We start from the raw sequence: 15,679 nt of genomic DNA, 5'->3' as shown, positions 1-15,679 counted from the left end.
TCAGATCACTCCGAAGGTGGCAGGTAGGGAACGAAGTCTTCAGGCGTCAGCGCCGGGACATAGTTCTCGGCGGCGCCGTAGCCATGCTCCTGAGCCCAGACGAACCAGTTGTCGACAACCGTACCCGTAAGCAGGATCCCGATGCCGCCCGTGAGCGTCGTCAGAACCGCAAACCACCAGGCCCAACGGTGGATACCTTCCATCGTGGCGTTGAAACCCATGGTCCAGCGCCAGAAGAGACCCGCCCGTTCGGACGCCGTTCCGCGGTCGTAGATCTGCTCCAGTTCGCGGTCCCCGCCCAGACGGGACACCGCCAGGATGGTGGCCCCGTGCATCGCGAAGAGAAGCGTGGAGCCGTAGAGGAACGCGATCGAGAGCGCGTGGAACGGGTTGTAGAACAGGTTGCCGTAGGTCAGCGAGAAGAGGTTCGTCCAGTCGAGGTGGGTGAACACCCCGTAAGGCACCGCCTCGGACCAGGACCCCATCAGAACCGGTCGGATCAGGCCAAGCACGAGGAACAGCCAGATAGCGCTGGCAAATGCCCAGGCCACGTGTTTGCCCATGCCAAGCTGATCGGCCAGCACGTAGGACCGGATCCACCAGCTGATGACCGCAATCAGAAGGAAGAAAGAGGAGATGATCCAGAGTCCCCCTTCCCAGAGCGGCACCGCAAGGCTGAGCCCGTATTCGGGGCCCGGCGGATCGAGCGACAGGTAGAACAGATCCCTGAAGAACACGCCCGGGCTGAACCCGGCCTGCACCCAGAAGCTGATGCCCACCATGAAGAACCACATGCCACCGGCAAAGAGCGACAGCACGCCCCACGGACCCAGATAGACGGGTCCGAGCTGCGCGTTGCCGAGCCAGCCGAAGAGCGGGCTGAAGCTGGTACCTTCGGTCCGGTCGCCAAGGTCGGCATCGCCGGCCATGCCCATTTCAGGCGGGCCTTGAACCTGCACCTGACTGAAGATGTTCATGTACTCAGCCATTGACGCCTCCTTCGAGATCGGCCCACCAGGGCAGTTCGATGTACCAATCCCACCAGACGATCCACTGGTCGAACCAGACGGTGCCCGAGATCACGATACAGATCGCGCTCCAGAAACCGGCGTTCAGCGCCAGCAGAAGACCGAGGCGGTGGATCCCGAGGGGCCCGATCGAGTAGCCGATGAAGTCACGGAAGAACGTGTCTTCGTACTCGGGCGTGCGGGACTTGTTGCCCTTGGCCGGATTGGCCGCCGACAGGATCAGAGCGCCGTGCAGAGCAAGGGCCAGCGTCGTCGTGAAGAACAGCGACACCGCGATCATATGGGCGGGGTTGTAGTGGAAGTTGCCGTACAGGTAGCCCGTGTAGCTGACCCAGTCGAGGTGGGACCAGATGCCATAGGGGAACGCATGCCCCCAGGCGCCCATCAGGACGGGACGGATCACGACAAGCGTGGTGTAGGCGAAGATGGCGAAGCCGAAGGCGATGGGGATGTGAAACCCGATGCCGAGCTTTCGGCAGATTTCAACTTCTCGTAACGCCCAACTGATGAATGCGCCATGCGCACAGATCGTAATGATCTGCCACAAGCCGCCCTCGGCCAGGGGCGCCGCTCCCAGGCCGTAACTGATCGGCGGGGGGTTCACCGAGATGAGCCACGGGTTCCAGGTGCCCTGAAGCGCCGCGCTGTAGAATATCAGAATGGTCCCGAGGCCTGCGAAAAAGACCGTCGTGACCCCGAAGAAGCCGACGAAGAAAGGTCCGACCCAGAAATCGAACATCTCGCCGCCGATAAGCGTGCCCCCCGGCACGCGATACTTCCGTTCGAAACTGAGCAAAGCCATGTCGCTACTCCGTTTTTTCAGGCTTGCCGCGGGCGACCGGAGGGGCCGCCCGCGACTGGTTTATGTGCGATCAGCCGTCCATCGATTCGGCTGCAAACGCCCGCTGGAACCAGTTGGTCTGCGGGTTGGAAAGCAGCACGAGATGGATCATCGCCGCCAACAGGAACAGGAAGACACCCTGGGCCACGAAGACGCGACGGGGATCGAAGATGAGCCAGATCTTGTAGAACTTCGACATCTTGCTTCCTTACCAGTTGAACCAGGGGAGCCAGATGTACGTGAGGATGTGGGCCACCAGCGCAATGCCGACAAATACCCACAGGCCGCTCATGTACACAGAATGTAGCTCCTGCGCCTGATCGTCGGTGAGACCTGTAAAAGACAGGTCGGTTCTATCAGCCATGTAATCCTCCGGATCTCAGACTGACGCCGCGTCCCCCGCGGCCGGGTTTCCCGTCCGGTCGAAACCTTCAGGGCATTTACCGGCTGACGTGCCGGCAAATCTCGAAGCCGCTGTTCAGGCGGCGAAGATCGTCGCACCAGAGGTGCGCTGCCGCGTCACGCGGCGAAGATCATGGGCGTGATGATCCGGGCCTGGGTCCAGGCGCGGGCCACGGGGCCCTTTTGTTTCAGATCGCCCGAGCGCAACACGCTGAGAGCCCAGGTGAAGATTGCCAGCGGCAGCGTCGCGATGAAGATGATCGCGAAGTAGACGGCGAACTCGGTCGTCGGCTTCTTGATCGCCTTCGTCTCGGCCACGGGGGCGAGGTCGATGGTCTGGTCGCTCATGGGCGCCCTCCCTCTTGGTTAACTGTCATGCCGCGGAGCGCTTCGACGGTCTCGCGCACCACACGCTCCTGGCCCCGTTCGAGGGCAGAGCGTTCGGCGGCGTCGCGCAGCGTCTTGGCGGCGGAAATTCGGGTGAGAACCGGGTGCTCGGCCACGATCCGGTCGAGAGCGGCCTGCGCGTCGGCGTCCCACGGGAAATCCCGGCGAAGCGTCGTCGGCGTGGCGTCGGCCGCATCCATGTCCGAGCCAAGCGGCAGGATGTGGAACAGCGCGTCGAACAGCCCGTTGCAGATCTCCTGCAGGAGATAGGTGGCACCGGCATAGCCCATGAACGGCGTGCCCGTGGCGCGGCGGATCGCGGCGCCGGGGAAACTTGCCGGTATGAAGGACGGGCTGGGTCCGTGTCCGGATTTCATCTCGGCCAGGTACATCTTCTCGTTGATCGACCCCATCACGACCAGGGGCCGCTTCTGGTGGATCAGCGCGCGCACTTCGTCGTTGTTGGTCTTCTTTCCGGCGGTCCGCGCGACGGCGAAGGCGCAGGGAAAGCCCAGATCGTCTTCGAGGAACAGACGGATGCCCCGCGCATAGGTCTCGTTCGCGACGATCCCGAAACTGGCGGTGGCGAAGAAATCCTGGGTGACCGAGCGCCATAGATCCCAGACCGGCTTGATGGTCGAATGCTTCTCGCGCTCGATGAACGGCTCGGGGTCGAGGCCCAGAAGCTCGCCGAGCTTTCTGAGGAACTTGGTCGTCGATTCCACGCCGACGGGCGCCTGCAGATAGGGCTTGTCCAGGACCTCGCAGAGGCCGCGCCCGAACTCGCGATACATGCAGACGTTCACATCCGCGTTCACGAGGTTCCGCATCTCGGCCAGATGGGCGCCAAGCGGCATCACCATGTTGACCTCGGCCCCGATCCCTTCGACCAGACGCCGGATCTCGGCCAGATCCGATGGCATGTTGAACGTGCCGTACATGGGTCCGAGGATGTTGACGCGGGGCGCTGCACCCTCTTCGCGCTTCTTCTCAGGCGGCATCCGCCCCTTGGTCATCCCGAACTCGGTGAAGATCCAGGTCATGGCGCGGTCGGCCGCTTCCCACTGATCCTCGTCGATGGTGCGCGGCAGGAAACGCTGGATATTCGTACCCTGAGGGGTCACGCCGCCGCCGATCATCTCGGCGATGGACCCCGTCACGACCACGGCAGGGAGTGCAGGGTCGAGCGTATCCCACGCGCGCTTCATTGCGCCCTCGGTGCCGTCGCGCCCGAGCTCTTCCTCGCCAAGCCCGGTCACCACGATGGGCAATTCGTGCGGCGGCAGCGCATCCGTGTAATGCAGAACCGACGTTACCGGCAGGTTCTCGCAGCCGACCGGACCGTCGATCACAACCTGAAGCCCCTTGACCGCGGTAAAGGCATAAACCGCGCCCCAATAGCCCCCTGCCCGGTCATGGTCCTGGATCAGCATGCCCGGGCCTCCCCGCACACTCTGTCCATTATCGGCCCGAAAATATCCCGGGGGTCTGGGGGCAGAGCCCCCAGCCGGTCGACGCCGAAGGCGGCGAAATTGGCCAAGGGCGTGCGACCGCAATCGGCTCCGCCGATCACTGCCTCGCACCATGGCGAATTATCGGGGTAATTCGCCATTATATCATCTCAGCGGCCTTGCGGGCGCGCTCCTGCTTGTCGATCTTCTTCTGATGCTGCGCCCGGAAATCGGGCCGGAGGTTCGGCGCGCCTTCCCAGACGCCTGCCGTGTCGCCCTCGCCCGTGCCTTCGAAGAACGCGCGCATCCGGCCCATCCGCTCCTTGTTCGCCATCGCCGCCGAGACGACCTCGGCCAGCGCCCCTGCCCCGGCCGGTCCCATCAGGGGTCGCGCCGAAATCAGGTTGGTGTAGTAGAGGCTCGGGATGCCCAGCTCCTTGGCGCGCTGGACGACGGGCGTGGTGCCGATGGCAAGGTCGGGCTTCACGCCCTCCATCGCCGACAGGTCGTCTTCGAGAGACGCGCGATATTTCACCTTGCAGCCATGCGCTTCCAACCAGTCGCGGTCCCATTCCGACCACGGCGTCTTCGGGCAGGCGGTGCCGACGTAAGGGACGGTCGCGCCCGACTCGATCAGAAGCCGCGCAACGAGAAGCTCGGAGCCCTCGTAGCCCGATACCGTGATGGTGCCGTCGATCGGACACGCTGCAAGCGCGCCCTTCGTGGCACCGACAAAGGCGTTCTGTGCCGCGGCCACCTTGGCGGCGGCCAAGCCGAACGCCTCGCCGATGGCGGACAGCCACTGTGCGACGCCATCCGCGCCCACCGGCGCCGAACCGACGACCGGGCGACCCGCCGCCTGAAATTCGCGGATGGACGCGGTGTAGAACGGGTGGATGGCCGCAACCGCGCCCGAATCCAGCGCCGCGTAAAGCTCGCGCCATTCGCGCGCCGGAACAACCGGACCCGCGGCAAGGCCAAGGGGCGCCAGCATCTGGCCGATCACCATCGGATCGGCTGGGAACATCTCGCCCAGAAGGCTCACGGTCGGGCGATCCTCGCGCCCGCCCGCGGGCGACTGTACCGGGCCGGCCTCGACCTCTTGCCGGGCATAGTTCAACATCGCACCGGCCAGAACGTCCTTTGCCTCCGCATGGGTCGGAATGCCGAAGCCCGGCACGTCGATGCCCACGATCCGGACGCCGTTGATCTCGTCGGGCAGAAGACGAAGCGGCACGCCCGACGCGGTCGGCACGCAGAGATTGGTGACGACGACCGCGTCGTAGCGGTCGGGATCGGCCAGGTCGTGGACCGCTTCCCGGATGTCTTCGAACAGCTTTCCCGTGACCAGAGTTTCCGAATTGAAGGGCACATACCCGACCGAGCGGCGCGCACCGTAGAAATGGCTGACGAAGGTCAGGCCGTAGACGCAGCAGGCCGAGCCGGACAGCACGGTCGCCACGCGGCGCATCCGAAGTCCAACGCGAAGCGACCCGAAGGCCGGACACATGGATTGCGGCTTGTCGTGGGGGCCTGTCGGATAGTCCTCGGCATAGCGGTCAAGCAGCTCGGACTGACCGGCGGCGCGGGCCGCGGCCTCCATCTTGTCGGCACCGGCGTGACAGCCCGTTCCGTCGCCCAAAGCCTCGGCTTCGGATGCAGGGACCGACGTTCCGGTCGACACCTCCGCCTCGTGGGCGGCGTCATATGTCACTTCGTCAGTCAGCGTTGAGCCTATTGATGTTTTCACGCACCCTGCGGCTGCGCTCCCGCAGGTCGGCGCTGGCGCCGCGGAGATGTTCGCTTGTGTGCCGAAGCACGTCGGTCTGTTCGCCGAGACGCTTCAGGCGTTGATCCATCGCCTTGAAGGCGTTCGAAACGGTCGCTGCTTTGGGATCATGCGTCGTCATAGATCACCTCGAGCGATGGTCTTGGTGCCGCGTTCTTGCCCCGCATGTCCTCGTCGGTGGCCGGTTCGAGCACGAAGTCCGCTCCGGTCTGGGACGCCGAGAAGAGGTCGAGCAGACCGTCCTGCGTCAGCGGTGCTGGGCGAAGGGGTGGCGCGTCGGCGACGTTGCGGGCCAGGCCCGAGAACATCTCGCCCCAGGGTCCGGCTTTGGTCCCGACGATCTGGTAGTTGGCCGACTTGCGGCGCAGATCCTCGTCCGCAGGGATCGAGGCCAGGACCGGAATATCCACCGCCTTGGCGAAAGCCGCCGCCTCGCCGGTGCCGTCGTCCTTGTTGATGACGATGCCCGCGACGCCGACATTGCCGCCCAGCTTGCGGAAGTATTCCACCGCCGAGCAGACGTTGTTCGCCACGTAAAGCGACTGAAGGTCGTTCGAGCCGACGATGATCACCTTCTGCGCCATGTCCCGCGCGATCGGCAGGCCGAAGCCACCGCAGACCACGTCGCCCAGGAAGTCGAGCAGCACATAGTCGAAATCCCAGTCATGGAAGCCCAGCTTTTCCAGAAGCTCGAAGCCGTGGATGATCCCGCGCCCGCCGCAGCCGCGGCCGACCTCGGGGCCGCCGAGCTCCATCGCGAAGACGCCGCCCCGCTTGAAGCAGACATCCCCGATCTTCACCTCTTCGCCCGCCAGCTTCTTCTTGGTCGAGGTTTCGATGATGGTCGGGCAGGCCTTGCCGCCGAACAGAAGACTGGTGGTGTCCGACTTCGGGTCGCAGCCGATCAGCAGGACGCGCTTGCCCTCTTCCGCCATCATGTGGCTGAGATTGGCCAGGGTGAAAGACTTGCCGATGCCGCCCTTGCCGTAGATCGCGATGATCTGGGTCTTGGACGTCGCTTCGGTCACCGGGATCTCGTCGGGGCCTTCGGAGGCCTCATCGCGAAGGCGGTCGGTGTAGTCCTTGAGATTGGGGACCTCGTCTTTCATTGCATCGTGCTCCAGTCGAGGATCATTTTCAGGCAGGCCGGATCGTCGAAGGCCTGCGGATAGGCATCGCCCGCCTCGGTTGCCGGACGGGTGTGCGTGATGAGGCCGGCAAGCGACAGCGCGCCCTGCTCGACCAGTTGCCGCGTGGCGACCAGATCGTCGGGCGTCCATTCGGCGGCAACGCGGAACCGTGCCTCTTTCATGAAGGCCGGCGGAAAGGCGAAGCGGATATCGTCGGCGTAGAAACCGGCCATGACGATCTCGCCGCCCTTGGTGATCCGCCCGATCAGCGCGTCGAGAATGCCCTCGGCGCCGGACGCGTCATAGACGACACCATAGTCGCGGCGCGGATCGTCTTCGGGATCGAGCACCTCGTATCCGACAGCACCGGCGCGTCGGGACGGGTTGGTGTCCCACACGGTCGGCGCGGGCGCTCCGGCGGCGATGGTCAGCCGTGCCAGAAGCCGTCCCAGCACGCCGTGGCCCACGATCAGTTCCGGGCAACGCTTGTCTAGACCGGCCATCGCGTGGCGCGCCGTGGCCGCAAGCGCCAGAAGCGCGCCTTCGGCCCCGAGGCCCGAATCGATTCGCGTGGCGCGGGCGGCGGGTGTCACCAGCATCGACGCGGCACCGCCGAAGAGACCGCGGGCGCCCTCGTAGCAATTCGCGCCGGGCACGAAGACCCGGTCACCGGGCACAAGGTTCGTGTTCCGGCCCGCCTCGACCACTTCGCCGGCGGCCTCGTAACCGGGCACCAGAGGATAGCCCATTCCGGGGAAAGGCGGCATCCGCCCTTCGTAGAACAGCTTTTCCGTGCCGGTGGAAATTCCAGAGTGGGAAACCGAAACGACAATGTCGTCTTCAGTGGGGTCTACCAACCCCAGCGTCCCGAGCCCCAGCTTTCGCGGTCCCGAGAGAATGACGGCATTCACGTCCACTCTACTCTCCCTCGCCGTCATCTCCGCGGATTCGCGGGTGATGCGGCATTCTGTCATTGTGTAAGTTTAAACTTACAGTCTTAGGTGTCAATCTATTTAGACATTGATATGCCAGACGGCCTGACACCGGTCACCACCGACGTCACGAAGGGACGCGATGTCCGGACCTGCCTGACATCCTCGAAGCCGGCGGCCGACATGAGCGCCGAAACCTCTTCGGCGGACCGCGTGCGCCCGGTCTCCATCGCCAGCGTATAGAGCGCGAAATAGGCATCCCCTGCACGGGTCGGCCGCGCGCCCCCCGCCATCGGCTCGGACACGATCAGACGGCCGCCGGGCGGCAGAGCGGAACGGACCTCGGCCAGGAGGCCGCGCACCGTTTCATCCGCGTGGTCGTAGAGGACCCTCACAAGAGAGATGGCGTCGGCACCTTCGGGCAGGGGCTGGTCCCGAAAGCTGCCGGGAACGATGCGTACACGGGCGCTTTGCCCGGCCGTTTCGAATCGGGCGCGGGCATCGGGCACCACGGCGGGCAGATCGAAGAGCGTCGCGCTCAGGTCGGGATAGGCGGTGAGCGCCTCGGCCAGGAAAGCGCCCGTGCCGCCGCCCACGTCCATCAGATGGGAAACACCCGACAGGGACACAGCCGCCAGCGTCTCGTCCGCGACCAGCTTCTGGCTGTCGGCCATCAGCTCCGAGTAGCGGCGCGCCGTCCCGGGATCCTGCGCCGCGCCCGCGCCGAAGACATAGGGCCAGAAATGCTTGAGCTCCGTGTCGCTTTCGCCCCGGAAGAAGGCGACCGGATCGGCAAGGTCGCGATAGAGAACCCTGTGATGGCGGATCATGCCCTCAAGACCCGGCACACCGGCAAGCGCGGCGCCCTTCCGCGAGATCGCGTAGGCGTCCGGCAGCTTCCGGATCAGGCCAAGGGCGACGCCCGCGTCCAGCAGAATGCGCGCGCGATCCGGCCGAAGATCGGCGGCGCGGGCAAGTCGATCGAGGGATGCCGGGCTGTCGAGAAGCCTGCGCAGGATGCCAAGCTCCACCAATGCGGCAAGGCACTGGCTGTGGGCGAAACCGGCGACGAGGTCGAAGATCTCTTCCCCCTCGCGACGCGTGACGCGGCGTGTCAGGGGAAATCGCGCAGCCCATTTCTGAAAGCCGGGCGATGCCACAAGCCGCATCAGCCTTTGACGAAGACTTACCGACTGGTCCCGCCATGGCGGCTGGACCTCGCCGAGGGGAAGATCACTCACCTGGCACCGAAGAGCGGTGCCCGAGGTGCTGCGCCGCTTCGGGGATGATCCGGTCAGCCGTCTTGCGCACCATCTGCGCCAGCGCCGCCTCGCCCGGACAGGACGGGATCGAAGCAATCGCACCGGCAAGGATGTCGCGCAGCCGCGCCGTGGCGCCCTCGACGCCCAGCTGGGTGACCGCGTTCGGGCGGCCATGCAGGTCGTCCTGACCCGCTGGTTTGCCCAGAGACGCTTCGTCCATCAGCGCATCGCGCAGATCGTCCGCGACCTGGAAGGCTTCGCCGATCCGCGCGCCCAGCTCGGCCCAGGGCTCGGCATCCTGCCCACCGGCAACCGCGCCCATCTCGGTCGCGGCCATGAAGAGCGCGCCGGTCTTGGCAAGGTGATACGCGGACAGGTCGACCGAGCTTTCGCTCTCCCATCCCTGCCCCGCGCAGATGCCAAGCGGCATGCCCGTGCGTTTGGCCAGCGTCAGCACCAGCTCCAGCGCCCGCGCCGGATCGGTGCCCGGCCCCCGCGCGATGGTCTCGAAGGCCAGCACGATCAGGCTGTCTCCGGTCAGAACCGCCAGAGGTTCGGAAAAGGCGCGATGGACCGACGGCTTGCCGCGCCGCATGTCGGCGTCATCGAAGGCCGGAAGGTCATCATGGACGAGGCTGGCGCAATGCATGATTTCCAGCGCCGCCGCCGCGCGGTCCGCCATCAGCGGGTCGCGGTCGCCGCAGGCCATGGCCACCGACAATAAGATCGTCGGGCGGATGCGCGCGCCTCCCGGCGTCACGGCGTAATTCAATGCCGCCGCCAGTCGCCCCGGCGCGGGCGCGGTCTGCGCGCCCCGGATGGCGGAAGAGATGGCGGCTTCGATACGTGTCTGGAGTGGCATGGCGCCTCGCGCTTGTGTGTCATTATTAAATGACATGTTTGTGTAAACTATACTGGACAGTTGCCCTTCCCGAGTCAACAATTCCCGGATGATCGCATCTGGCGCGCATATCGTGGTGATCGGAGCCGGGATGGGGGGCCTCGCCTCGGCCATCCGCCTGGCACATGCCGGATGCGCCGTGACGCTGATCGAGGCGCACGACCATCCCGGCGGCAAGATGCGGACCCTGCCCACCAGCGCGGGCCCCGCCGACGCAGGCCCGACGGTCCTGACGATGCGGCACCAGTTCGACGCTCTGTTCGCCCTCGCGGGCGAACGGATGGAAGACCACCTCGACCTTGTCCGCGAACCGCTTCTGGCCCGGCACTGGTGGGTGGACGGCTCGTCGCTCGACCTTGTGCCGGACAGCGAGGCGAACGCCGCCGCCATCGACGCACTGGCCGGCCCCGCCGATGCCGACGCCTTCCGCCGCTTCGATGCGCGCGCCAAGGCACTTTTCGCCGCCTTCGAGGCCCCGATGATGGAGACCGGCGAGCCGCGCGTCAGCCGTCTTGCCCTGACAGCGCTTGGCAAGCCCGAGCTTCTGACCGCGCTTCTTCCCGGCGTCAGCATGGCGCAAAGCCTCGCCCGGCAGTTCCGCGACCCCCGCCTCCGCCAGCTTTTCGGGCGCTATGCCACCTATGTCGGCGGGATGCCCGACCAGACCCCGTCACTCTTGCAACTCGTCTGGGAAGCCGAGGCGCGGGGCGTCTGGTGCGTGCGGGGCGGCCTCTATCACCTTGCCGAGGCGCTGCGATCTCTCGCGGAACGTCTTGGCGTCACCTGTACCTTCGGCACGAAAGCCGACCGGCTGGAGCAGCAGTCCGGCCGCATCGCCGCCGTCTGCCTTGAAGACGGCCGCCGCATCGCCTGCGACGGCGCGGTCTTCAACGGCGACCCGATGGCGCTGGCGCTCGGGCATCTGGGCGAGGGCGTCCGGGGCGCGGTCAAGCGCAAGGGCGTCCTGCCCCGCAGCCTGTCTGCGAGAGTCTGGGCCTTTGCCGCAGGGGCCGAGGGGCCAGACCTCGCCCATCACAACGTGTTTTTCGGCGCCGACCCCGAGGATGAGTTCGGCCCGATCGCCAAGGGCGCCGCGCCCGCCGACCCGACGCTCTATGTCTGCGCGCAGGACCGGATCGGCGCCGGCCCTCCGCCCGACGGCCCCGAGCGCTTCGAGATCATTGAGAACGCCGCCCCGTCCGAGACCACGGACATGAAGGAGAAAGACGAATGCCGGACCCGAGTCTTCACGCAGCTGGCCAGGCATGGTCTGACCTTCACCCCGCGTCCGACCGAAAGCGCGCTGACGACACCGGGCGGGTTTCACGCTCTGTTCCCGGGGAGCTTCGGTTCCCTCTACGGGCGGAGCCCTCACGGGACGATGGCGGCGCTGGACCGGCCACGGGCGCGGACCCCGATAAAGGGTCTCTACCTGGCGGGGGGCGGGACCCATCCGGGGGCGGGCATCGCCATGGCGGCGCTTTCCGGGAAGCACGCGGCAGAGGCGATCGTGACGGACCTTGCTTCGCCCTCGACGTCCCGCCGAACGGCTATGCCTGGTGGTATATCGACGGAGTCTCCGATTGCGGCGACTACGCCGTCTCGGTCATCGCCTTCATAGGATCGGTCTTTTCGCCCTGGTACCGCTGGTCGGGCCGGAAACGCCCCGAGAACCACTGCTGCATCAACGTGGCCACCTACGGGCGGGGCGGGCGCTTCGCCATGACCGACCGGGGCGCGGCCGCGCTTCGCCAGACCGTCGACAGCTTCACCGTGGGTCCGTCGAGCCTGACCTGGGATGGCGCGCGCCTGACCATCGACATCGACGAGGTCTCGTCCCTGCCGCTTATCAGCCGGATGCGGGGTCGCATTACTCTGACGCCCGCCGGCGTCAGTTCGGTCGAGCTTCCGCTGACTGCCGACGGCACCCATATCTGGCGGCCCTTCGCGCCCACGTCGCGGATCGACGTGGACCTCGGCAAAGGCTGGCGATGGAGCGGGCACGGCTATTTCGACGCCAATTTCGGGACGCGGGCGCTGGAGCAGGATTTCGATTACTGGACATGGGGCCGCTATCCGCTGAAGGACGGCGCGGCCTGCTTCTATGACGCCACGCTGCGCGACGGCTCGAAGCTCGCTGTGGGCGTCGGCTTCACGCCAACAGGCGACATCGTCGACGTGGACGCGCCGCCGAACACCCGCTTCGCACGTTCGCTCTGGGCCGTCCGGCGCGAGACGCGGGCCGATCCGGGCTATCGGCCCCGGCAGGTCAAGGCGATGCTGGATGCGCCGTTCTACACGCGCGCGGTCGTCCGGACGCAACTGAATGGAGAAGAAACCGAGGGCGTGCACGAGGCGCTTGACCTGAACCGGTTCCGCGGGCCGTGGCTGATGCCGATGCTGGCCGTCCGGGTGCCCCGCCGCGCGGGCTGGCGCTTCGACGACTAGTTGTTCCGGCGCCAGACCGAAAAATTCAGCGCCGAGGCGATCGTCACCCAGATCAGGTAGGGCACGAAAAGCGCCCCCGCCAAAGTGTCGAGCGCGAAGAAGGCCAGCATCGTCGCCGCCACCGTCGCCCAGAGACACAGGATCACGATCATCCCCGCCCCCATCCGGTGCAGGCCGAAGAAAATCGGCGTCCAGAGCGTGTTGAAGGCCAGTTGCGCGGCGAAGAAGGCCATCGCATGGGCAGAACCGTCCAGCACCGCAACCCGCGCCGCAGCGATTGCCATGGAAATGTAGAGGACGGTCCAGGTGACCGGAAACACCCAGTCGGGCGGCGTCCAGGCGGGCTTGTCCAGACCGTCATACCAGTCGCCCGGCTGAAACAGGGCACCGGTCGAGGCCGCCGCACAGCAGCCAAGGAAGAAGATGAAGAACAGCGACCAATCCATGACTTGTGACCTAGCTCAAGCGCCGAGGCGATCCAGCTTTCTCGACTGATCGCGCGCCTCCAGATCCGCAAGGATCGACAACAGCGCGCCGCTGCGCCCGTCGCCCCAGGCGGACCCGCGCGCGACGGGGCGCGCGGCAGCCGAGACGAGGAAGGCGCATTCCGGCAGGGGCTGCGCGTGCAGGACCGCCGAGCGCGGCATGACGGTGGTGACACCGGACCTCAGCGTTGCCAGCGCGAGCCAGCCGATCTTCTGCGATTTGTATGTCCGCGCGCGGTAACTGATCGTGTCGTGACCGTTCTTCGCGATGGCGGCCCCGATCCCGGCATAGACATGCCGCGCGGCAAAGATGCCGGGCCGCACCGACAAGGGCAGCGCCGCTATTCCGGCCTCGGACCGGGCATAAAGACGATCCGCCTCGCGCAGAAGGCGCTGCACCAACCGGCGGATACGGTCATCTGGCACCGGGTCGGCAAGGAACGCCTCGGGCGCGATATGCTCGGCGTCCAGCCAGTCGAGTGGCAGATAGATACGCCCGGCGCGCGCGTCCTCGCCCACGTCGCGGGCGATGTTCGTCAACTGCATCGCGACGCCAAGGTCGCAGGCGCGCGCCAGGGCATCGGCGTCACGGACACCCATGAGCACCGACATCATGGCACCAACGGCGGCGGCCACCCGGGCGGAATAGTCGATCACCCCCGAGAGCGAGCGATAACGCCGCTCCTGCGCGTCCCAGGCGAGCCCTTCGAGCAGCGCGTCGGGCAGCGCCTTGGGCATCTCGTGCATCTCGACCACGGCGGCAAAGGCCCGATCGGCGGCCGCATCATTGGGCCGCCCCTCATAGATCGCATCCAGCCGGTCGCGAAGCCGGAGGACCGCGGAAATCTTCTCGTCATGCAGGTCGACCGCGTCATCGGCCAGCCGGCAGAAGGCATAAAGCGCCAGCGCCGGGTCGCGGACCTTTGCCGGCAACAGCTTGGACGCGGCGTAGAAGGACAGCGAACCCTGGCGGATCGCGTCGCGGCAGATATGCAGGTCGCGCGGATTGATCATTCTGCGGCCATCCTTGGGGTCTCGTGTCCACGCATGTCGGGGACGAGCTTTTCCAGTACCTCGGCTGACGACACGACGCCGGGCAGCCCCGCGCCCGGATGGGTCCCGGCGCCCACAAGGTAGAGACCGTCAAGCTCTTCGCTGACATTGTGCGGTCGGAACCAGGCCGATTGCAGGATACGCGGCTCGATCGAGAACCCGCAGCCATGGGGCGACAGGTAGCGGTCGCGGAAGGTCTCGGGCGTGAAGACCTCAGACACGGTCAGGTGACTGGACAGACCCGGCAACAGACGCTCTTCCAGCGTCGCCAGAACGGAGGCGCGATAGCTCTCGGCCTGTCGCGACCAGTCCACCGGATCGGCATGGCCCAGATGCGGCACCGGAGACAGCACATAGAACGCATCGTCGCCCGAGGGCGCGACCGTCGGGTCGGTCACCGATGGGCGATGGACGTAGAGGCTCATATCCTCGGCCAGCCGCCCGCGTGTGAAGATGTCGTCCAGCAGCCCCTCGTAGCGTGGGCCGGACAGAATCGTGTGATGTCCCACATCCTGCCACTTGGCCCGCGTGCCGGACGTTCCGAAATACCAGACGAACAGACCCATGGACCATTTCGTCCGGCTCAGCTTCGCGGGCGACCAGCGGCGCTTGGCGCGGTCGGACAAGAGGTTCTGATACGTATGCCCGGCATCGGCATTGGACACGACCAGATCGGCGTCGATGACCTCGCCCGTGTCCAGCTCGACACCCGTGGCGCGCCCGTTCTCGGTCCGGATGCGGGACACCGTCGCTTCATAGCGCAGACGCCCCCCCTGCCCCACAACGGCGCGCGCCATGGCGCTTGCAATCGCGGCAACGCCGCCGATGGCGTAATGGACGCCGAATTCCTTTTCGAGATGGCTGACAAGCGCGTACATCGACGTCACATGACGCGGATCGCCCCCGATGAAGAGCGGATGAAAGCTGAGCGCCATGCGCAGCCGCTCGTCCCGGACCCTCTTGCGCGCCAGTCCAAGGATCGAGCGGTCGGCGCGGAGGACTGCGAATTCCGGCAGCACCTTGGCCGTCTCGCGGAACCGGTGCATGGGCTTGGCAACCATGCCTTCGAAGCCCACGACATAGCGGCGCTCGGCATCCCTGAGGAACGCCAGATAGCCTTTGACGTCACCGGGCGACAGACGTCGCACCTCCTCCACCATCGCCTCGGTCGAGCCGCGCGCGGTGAAGTGCGAACCATCGGGCCAGCGGATCTCGTAGAAGGGATCGAGCGCCCTCAGATCGACCTCACTGTCAAAATCGCGGCCAACGGCACGGAAGAGATCGCGAAAGACCTGCGGCACAGTCACGATGGTCGGGCCCAGATCGAAGCGGTACCCGTCGCGCGTGAGAGCCGAGCCGCGCCCGCCCGGACTGTCCAGCCGGTCGATGACCGTCACCGACCAACCCTTCGCGCCAAGGCGCATCGCAGCGGCAAGCCCGCCAAGGCCCGCGCCGATCACGACCGCTCTGTTCCCAGCGGGGCTCTTCATGCGAGGCACTCCATCATTCCTGAACGATACACTGTCCATTCAAATTTACAATTACGACTATACCACTTCTAATATTTGGG

General features: G+C 66.0%; 16 protein-coding genes. 2 read left to right on the top strand and 14 right to left on the bottom strand.

Annotation, left to right across the window (positions count from 1 at the left end; translation table 11 throughout):
• Positions 1 to 5 precede the first annotated feature (5 nt).
• The 11 genes from pufM to GQ651_RS18060 form a co-directional block, all read right to left on the bottom strand.
• Positions 6 to 989, bottom strand: coding sequence for a photosynthetic reaction center subunit M (pufM, locus tag GQ651_RS18110; RefSeq protein WP_160765693.1), 984 nt, complete (start codon positions 987 to 989; stop codon positions 6 to 8).
• A complete protein-coding gene (gene pufL / locus GQ651_RS18105; protein ID WP_160765692.1) occupies positions 982 to 1,830 on the bottom strand; it encodes a photosynthetic reaction center subunit L in 849 nt (282 codons plus the stop codon). The genes pufM and pufL overlap by 8 nt, the downstream gene beginning before the upstream one ends.
• Before the next feature lie 70 nt (positions 1,831 to 1,900).
• Positions 1,901 to 2,068 carry a light-harvesting antenna LH1, alpha subunit gene (gene pufA, locus GQ651_RS18100; RefSeq protein WP_160765691.1) on the bottom strand — a complete coding sequence of 56 codons (168 nt, stop codon included), beginning with the start codon at positions 2,066 to 2,068 and terminating at the stop codon, positions 1,901 to 1,903.
• 9 nt (positions 2,069 to 2,077) lie between these two features.
• Positions 2,078 to 2,233: a light-harvesting antenna LH1, beta subunit gene (gene pufB / locus GQ651_RS18095; protein ID WP_160765690.1), complete on the bottom strand. Its 156-nt coding sequence runs from the start codon at positions 2,231 to 2,233 to the stop codon at positions 2,078 to 2,080.
• 155 nt (positions 2,234 to 2,388) lie between these two features.
• Positions 2,389 to 2,619: a cytochrome PufQ gene (gene pufQ / locus GQ651_RS18090; protein WP_160765689.1), complete on the bottom strand. Its 231-nt coding sequence runs from the start codon at positions 2,617 to 2,619 to the stop codon at positions 2,389 to 2,391.
• Positions 2,616 to 4,091: a chlorophyllide a reductase subunit Z gene (bchZ, locus tag GQ651_RS18085; protein ID WP_160765688.1), complete on the bottom strand. Its 1,476-nt coding sequence runs from the start codon at positions 4,089 to 4,091 to the stop codon at positions 2,616 to 2,618. The genes pufQ and bchZ overlap by 4 nt, the downstream gene beginning before the upstream one ends.
• Positions 4,092 to 4,269: 178 nt before the next feature.
• The gene (gene bchY / locus GQ651_RS18080) at positions 4,270 to 5,835 is read right to left on the bottom strand and encodes a chlorophyllide a reductase subunit Y (RefSeq protein WP_160765714.1); all 1,566 of its coding nucleotides are present in this window, start codon (positions 5,833 to 5,835) and stop codon (positions 4,270 to 4,272) included.
• A gap of 170 nt (positions 5,836 to 6,005) precedes the next feature.
• A complete protein-coding gene (locus GQ651_RS18075; RefSeq protein WP_160765687.1) occupies positions 6,006 to 7,007 on the bottom strand; it encodes a chlorophyllide a reductase iron protein subunit X in 1,002 nt (333 codons plus the stop codon).
• Positions 7,004 to 7,945, bottom strand: coding sequence for a chlorophyll synthesis pathway protein BchC (gene bchC / locus GQ651_RS18070; protein WP_160765686.1), 942 nt, complete (start codon positions 7,943 to 7,945; stop codon positions 7,004 to 7,006). Before bchC ends, GQ651_RS18075 begins: the two co-directional genes overlap by 4 nt.
• A gap of 92 nt (positions 7,946 to 8,037) precedes the next feature.
• The gene (locus tag GQ651_RS18065) at positions 8,038 to 9,129 is read right to left on the bottom strand and encodes a methyltransferase (protein ID WP_160765713.1); all 1,092 of its coding nucleotides are present in this window, start codon (positions 9,127 to 9,129) and stop codon (positions 8,038 to 8,040) included.
• A gap of 64 nt (positions 9,130 to 9,193) precedes the next feature.
• On the bottom strand, positions 9,194 to 10,084 hold the full coding sequence (locus tag GQ651_RS18060; RefSeq protein ID WP_160765685.1) for a polyprenyl synthetase family protein: 891 nt from the start codon (positions 10,082 to 10,084) through the stop codon (positions 9,194 to 9,196).
• 88 nt (positions 10,085 to 10,172) lie between these two features.
• Here GQ651_RS18060 and crtD point away from each other — a divergent pair, with 88 nt between their 5' ends.
• The gene (gene crtD, locus GQ651_RS18055) at positions 10,173 to 11,744 is read left to right on the top strand and encodes a 1-hydroxycarotenoid 3,4-desaturase CrtD (RefSeq protein WP_160765684.1); all 1,572 of its coding nucleotides are present in this window, start codon (positions 10,173 to 10,175) and stop codon (positions 11,742 to 11,744) included.
• Entirely contained in the window at positions 11,690 to 12,571 is an 882-nt protein-coding gene (gene crtC / locus GQ651_RS18050; RefSeq protein ID WP_160765712.1) for a carotenoid 1,2-hydratase, read from the top strand. The genes crtD and crtC overlap by 55 nt, the downstream gene beginning before the upstream one ends.
• Here crtC and tspO read toward each other — a convergent pair.
• The 3 genes from tspO to GQ651_RS18035 are packed head-to-tail and all read right to left on the bottom strand — an operon-like array spanning position 12,568 to position 15,599.
• On the bottom strand, positions 12,568 to 13,017 hold the full coding sequence (tspO, locus tag GQ651_RS18045; protein ID WP_160765683.1) for a tryptophan-rich sensory protein TspO: 450 nt from the start codon (positions 13,015 to 13,017) through the stop codon (positions 12,568 to 12,570). The two genes, crtC and tspO, sit on opposite strands and share 4 nt — an antisense overlap.
• 15 nt (positions 13,018 to 13,032) lie before the next feature.
• Positions 13,033 to 14,070, bottom strand: coding sequence for a 15-cis-phytoene synthase (crtB, locus tag GQ651_RS18040; RefSeq protein WP_160765682.1), 1,038 nt, complete (start codon positions 14,068 to 14,070; stop codon positions 13,033 to 13,035).
• On the bottom strand, positions 14,067 to 15,599 hold the full coding sequence (locus tag GQ651_RS18035) for a phytoene desaturase (RefSeq protein ID WP_160765681.1): 1,533 nt from the start codon (positions 15,597 to 15,599) through the stop codon (positions 14,067 to 14,069). The genes crtB and GQ651_RS18035 overlap by 4 nt, the downstream gene beginning before the upstream one ends.
• Positions 15,600 to 15,679: the final 80 nt, after the last annotated feature.

The organism is Kangsaoukella pontilimi (assembly GCF_009830125.1).
GTDB classification, from domain to species: domain Bacteria; phylum Pseudomonadota; class Alphaproteobacteria; order Rhodobacterales; family Rhodobacteraceae; genus Kangsaoukella; species Kangsaoukella pontilimi.
Note: the sequence above shows the minus strand (reverse complement) of the source record. Positions and strands in the feature narration are given on the sequence as shown.

Excerpts from the sequence above, each read along its gene's own strand:
- pufM (WP_160765693.1), bottom strand. The coding sequence starts at position 989 with ATGGCTGAGTACATGAACATCTTCAGTCAGGTGCAGGTTCAAGGCCCG.
- pufL (WP_160765692.1), bottom strand. The coding sequence starts at position 1,830 with ATGGCTTTGCTCAGTTTCGAACGGAAGTATCGCGTGCCGGGGGGCACG.
- pufA (WP_160765691.1), bottom strand. The coding sequence starts at position 2,068 with ATGTCGAAGTTCTACAAGATCTGGCTCATCTTCGATCCCCGTCGCGTC.
- pufB (WP_160765690.1), bottom strand. The coding sequence starts at position 2,233 with ATGGCTGATAGAACCGACCTGTCTTTTACAGGTCTCACCGACGATCAG.
- pufQ (WP_160765689.1), bottom strand. The coding sequence starts at position 2,619 with ATGAGCGACCAGACCATCGACCTCGCCCCCGTGGCCGAGACGAAGGCG.
- bchZ (WP_160765688.1), bottom strand. The coding sequence starts at position 4,091 with ATGCTGATCCAGGACCATGACCGGGCAGGGGGCTATTGGGGCGCGGTT.
- GQ651_RS18075 (WP_160765687.1), bottom strand. The coding sequence starts at position 7,007 with ATGAAAGACGAGGTCCCCAATCTCAAGGACTACACCGACCGCCTTCGC.
- GQ651_RS18065 (WP_160765713.1), bottom strand. The coding sequence starts at position 9,129 with ATGCGGCTTGTGGCATCGCCCGGCTTTCAGAAATGGGCTGCGCGATTT.
- GQ651_RS18060 (WP_160765685.1), bottom strand. The coding sequence starts at position 10,084 with ATGCCACTCCAGACACGTATCGAAGCCGCCATCTCTTCCGCCATCCGG.
- crtD (WP_160765684.1), top strand. The coding sequence starts at position 10,173 with ATGATCGCATCTGGCGCGCATATCGTGGTGATCGGAGCCGGGATGGGG.
- tspO (WP_160765683.1), bottom strand. The coding sequence starts at position 13,017 with ATGGATTGGTCGCTGTTCTTCATCTTCTTCCTTGGCTGCTGTGCGGCG.
- crtB (WP_160765682.1), bottom strand. The coding sequence starts at position 14,070 with ATGATCAATCCGCGCGACCTGCATATCTGCCGCGACGCGATCCGCCAG.
- GQ651_RS18035 (WP_160765681.1), bottom strand. The coding sequence starts at position 15,599 with ATGAAGAGCCCCGCTGGGAACAGAGCGGTCGTGATCGGCGCGGGCCTT.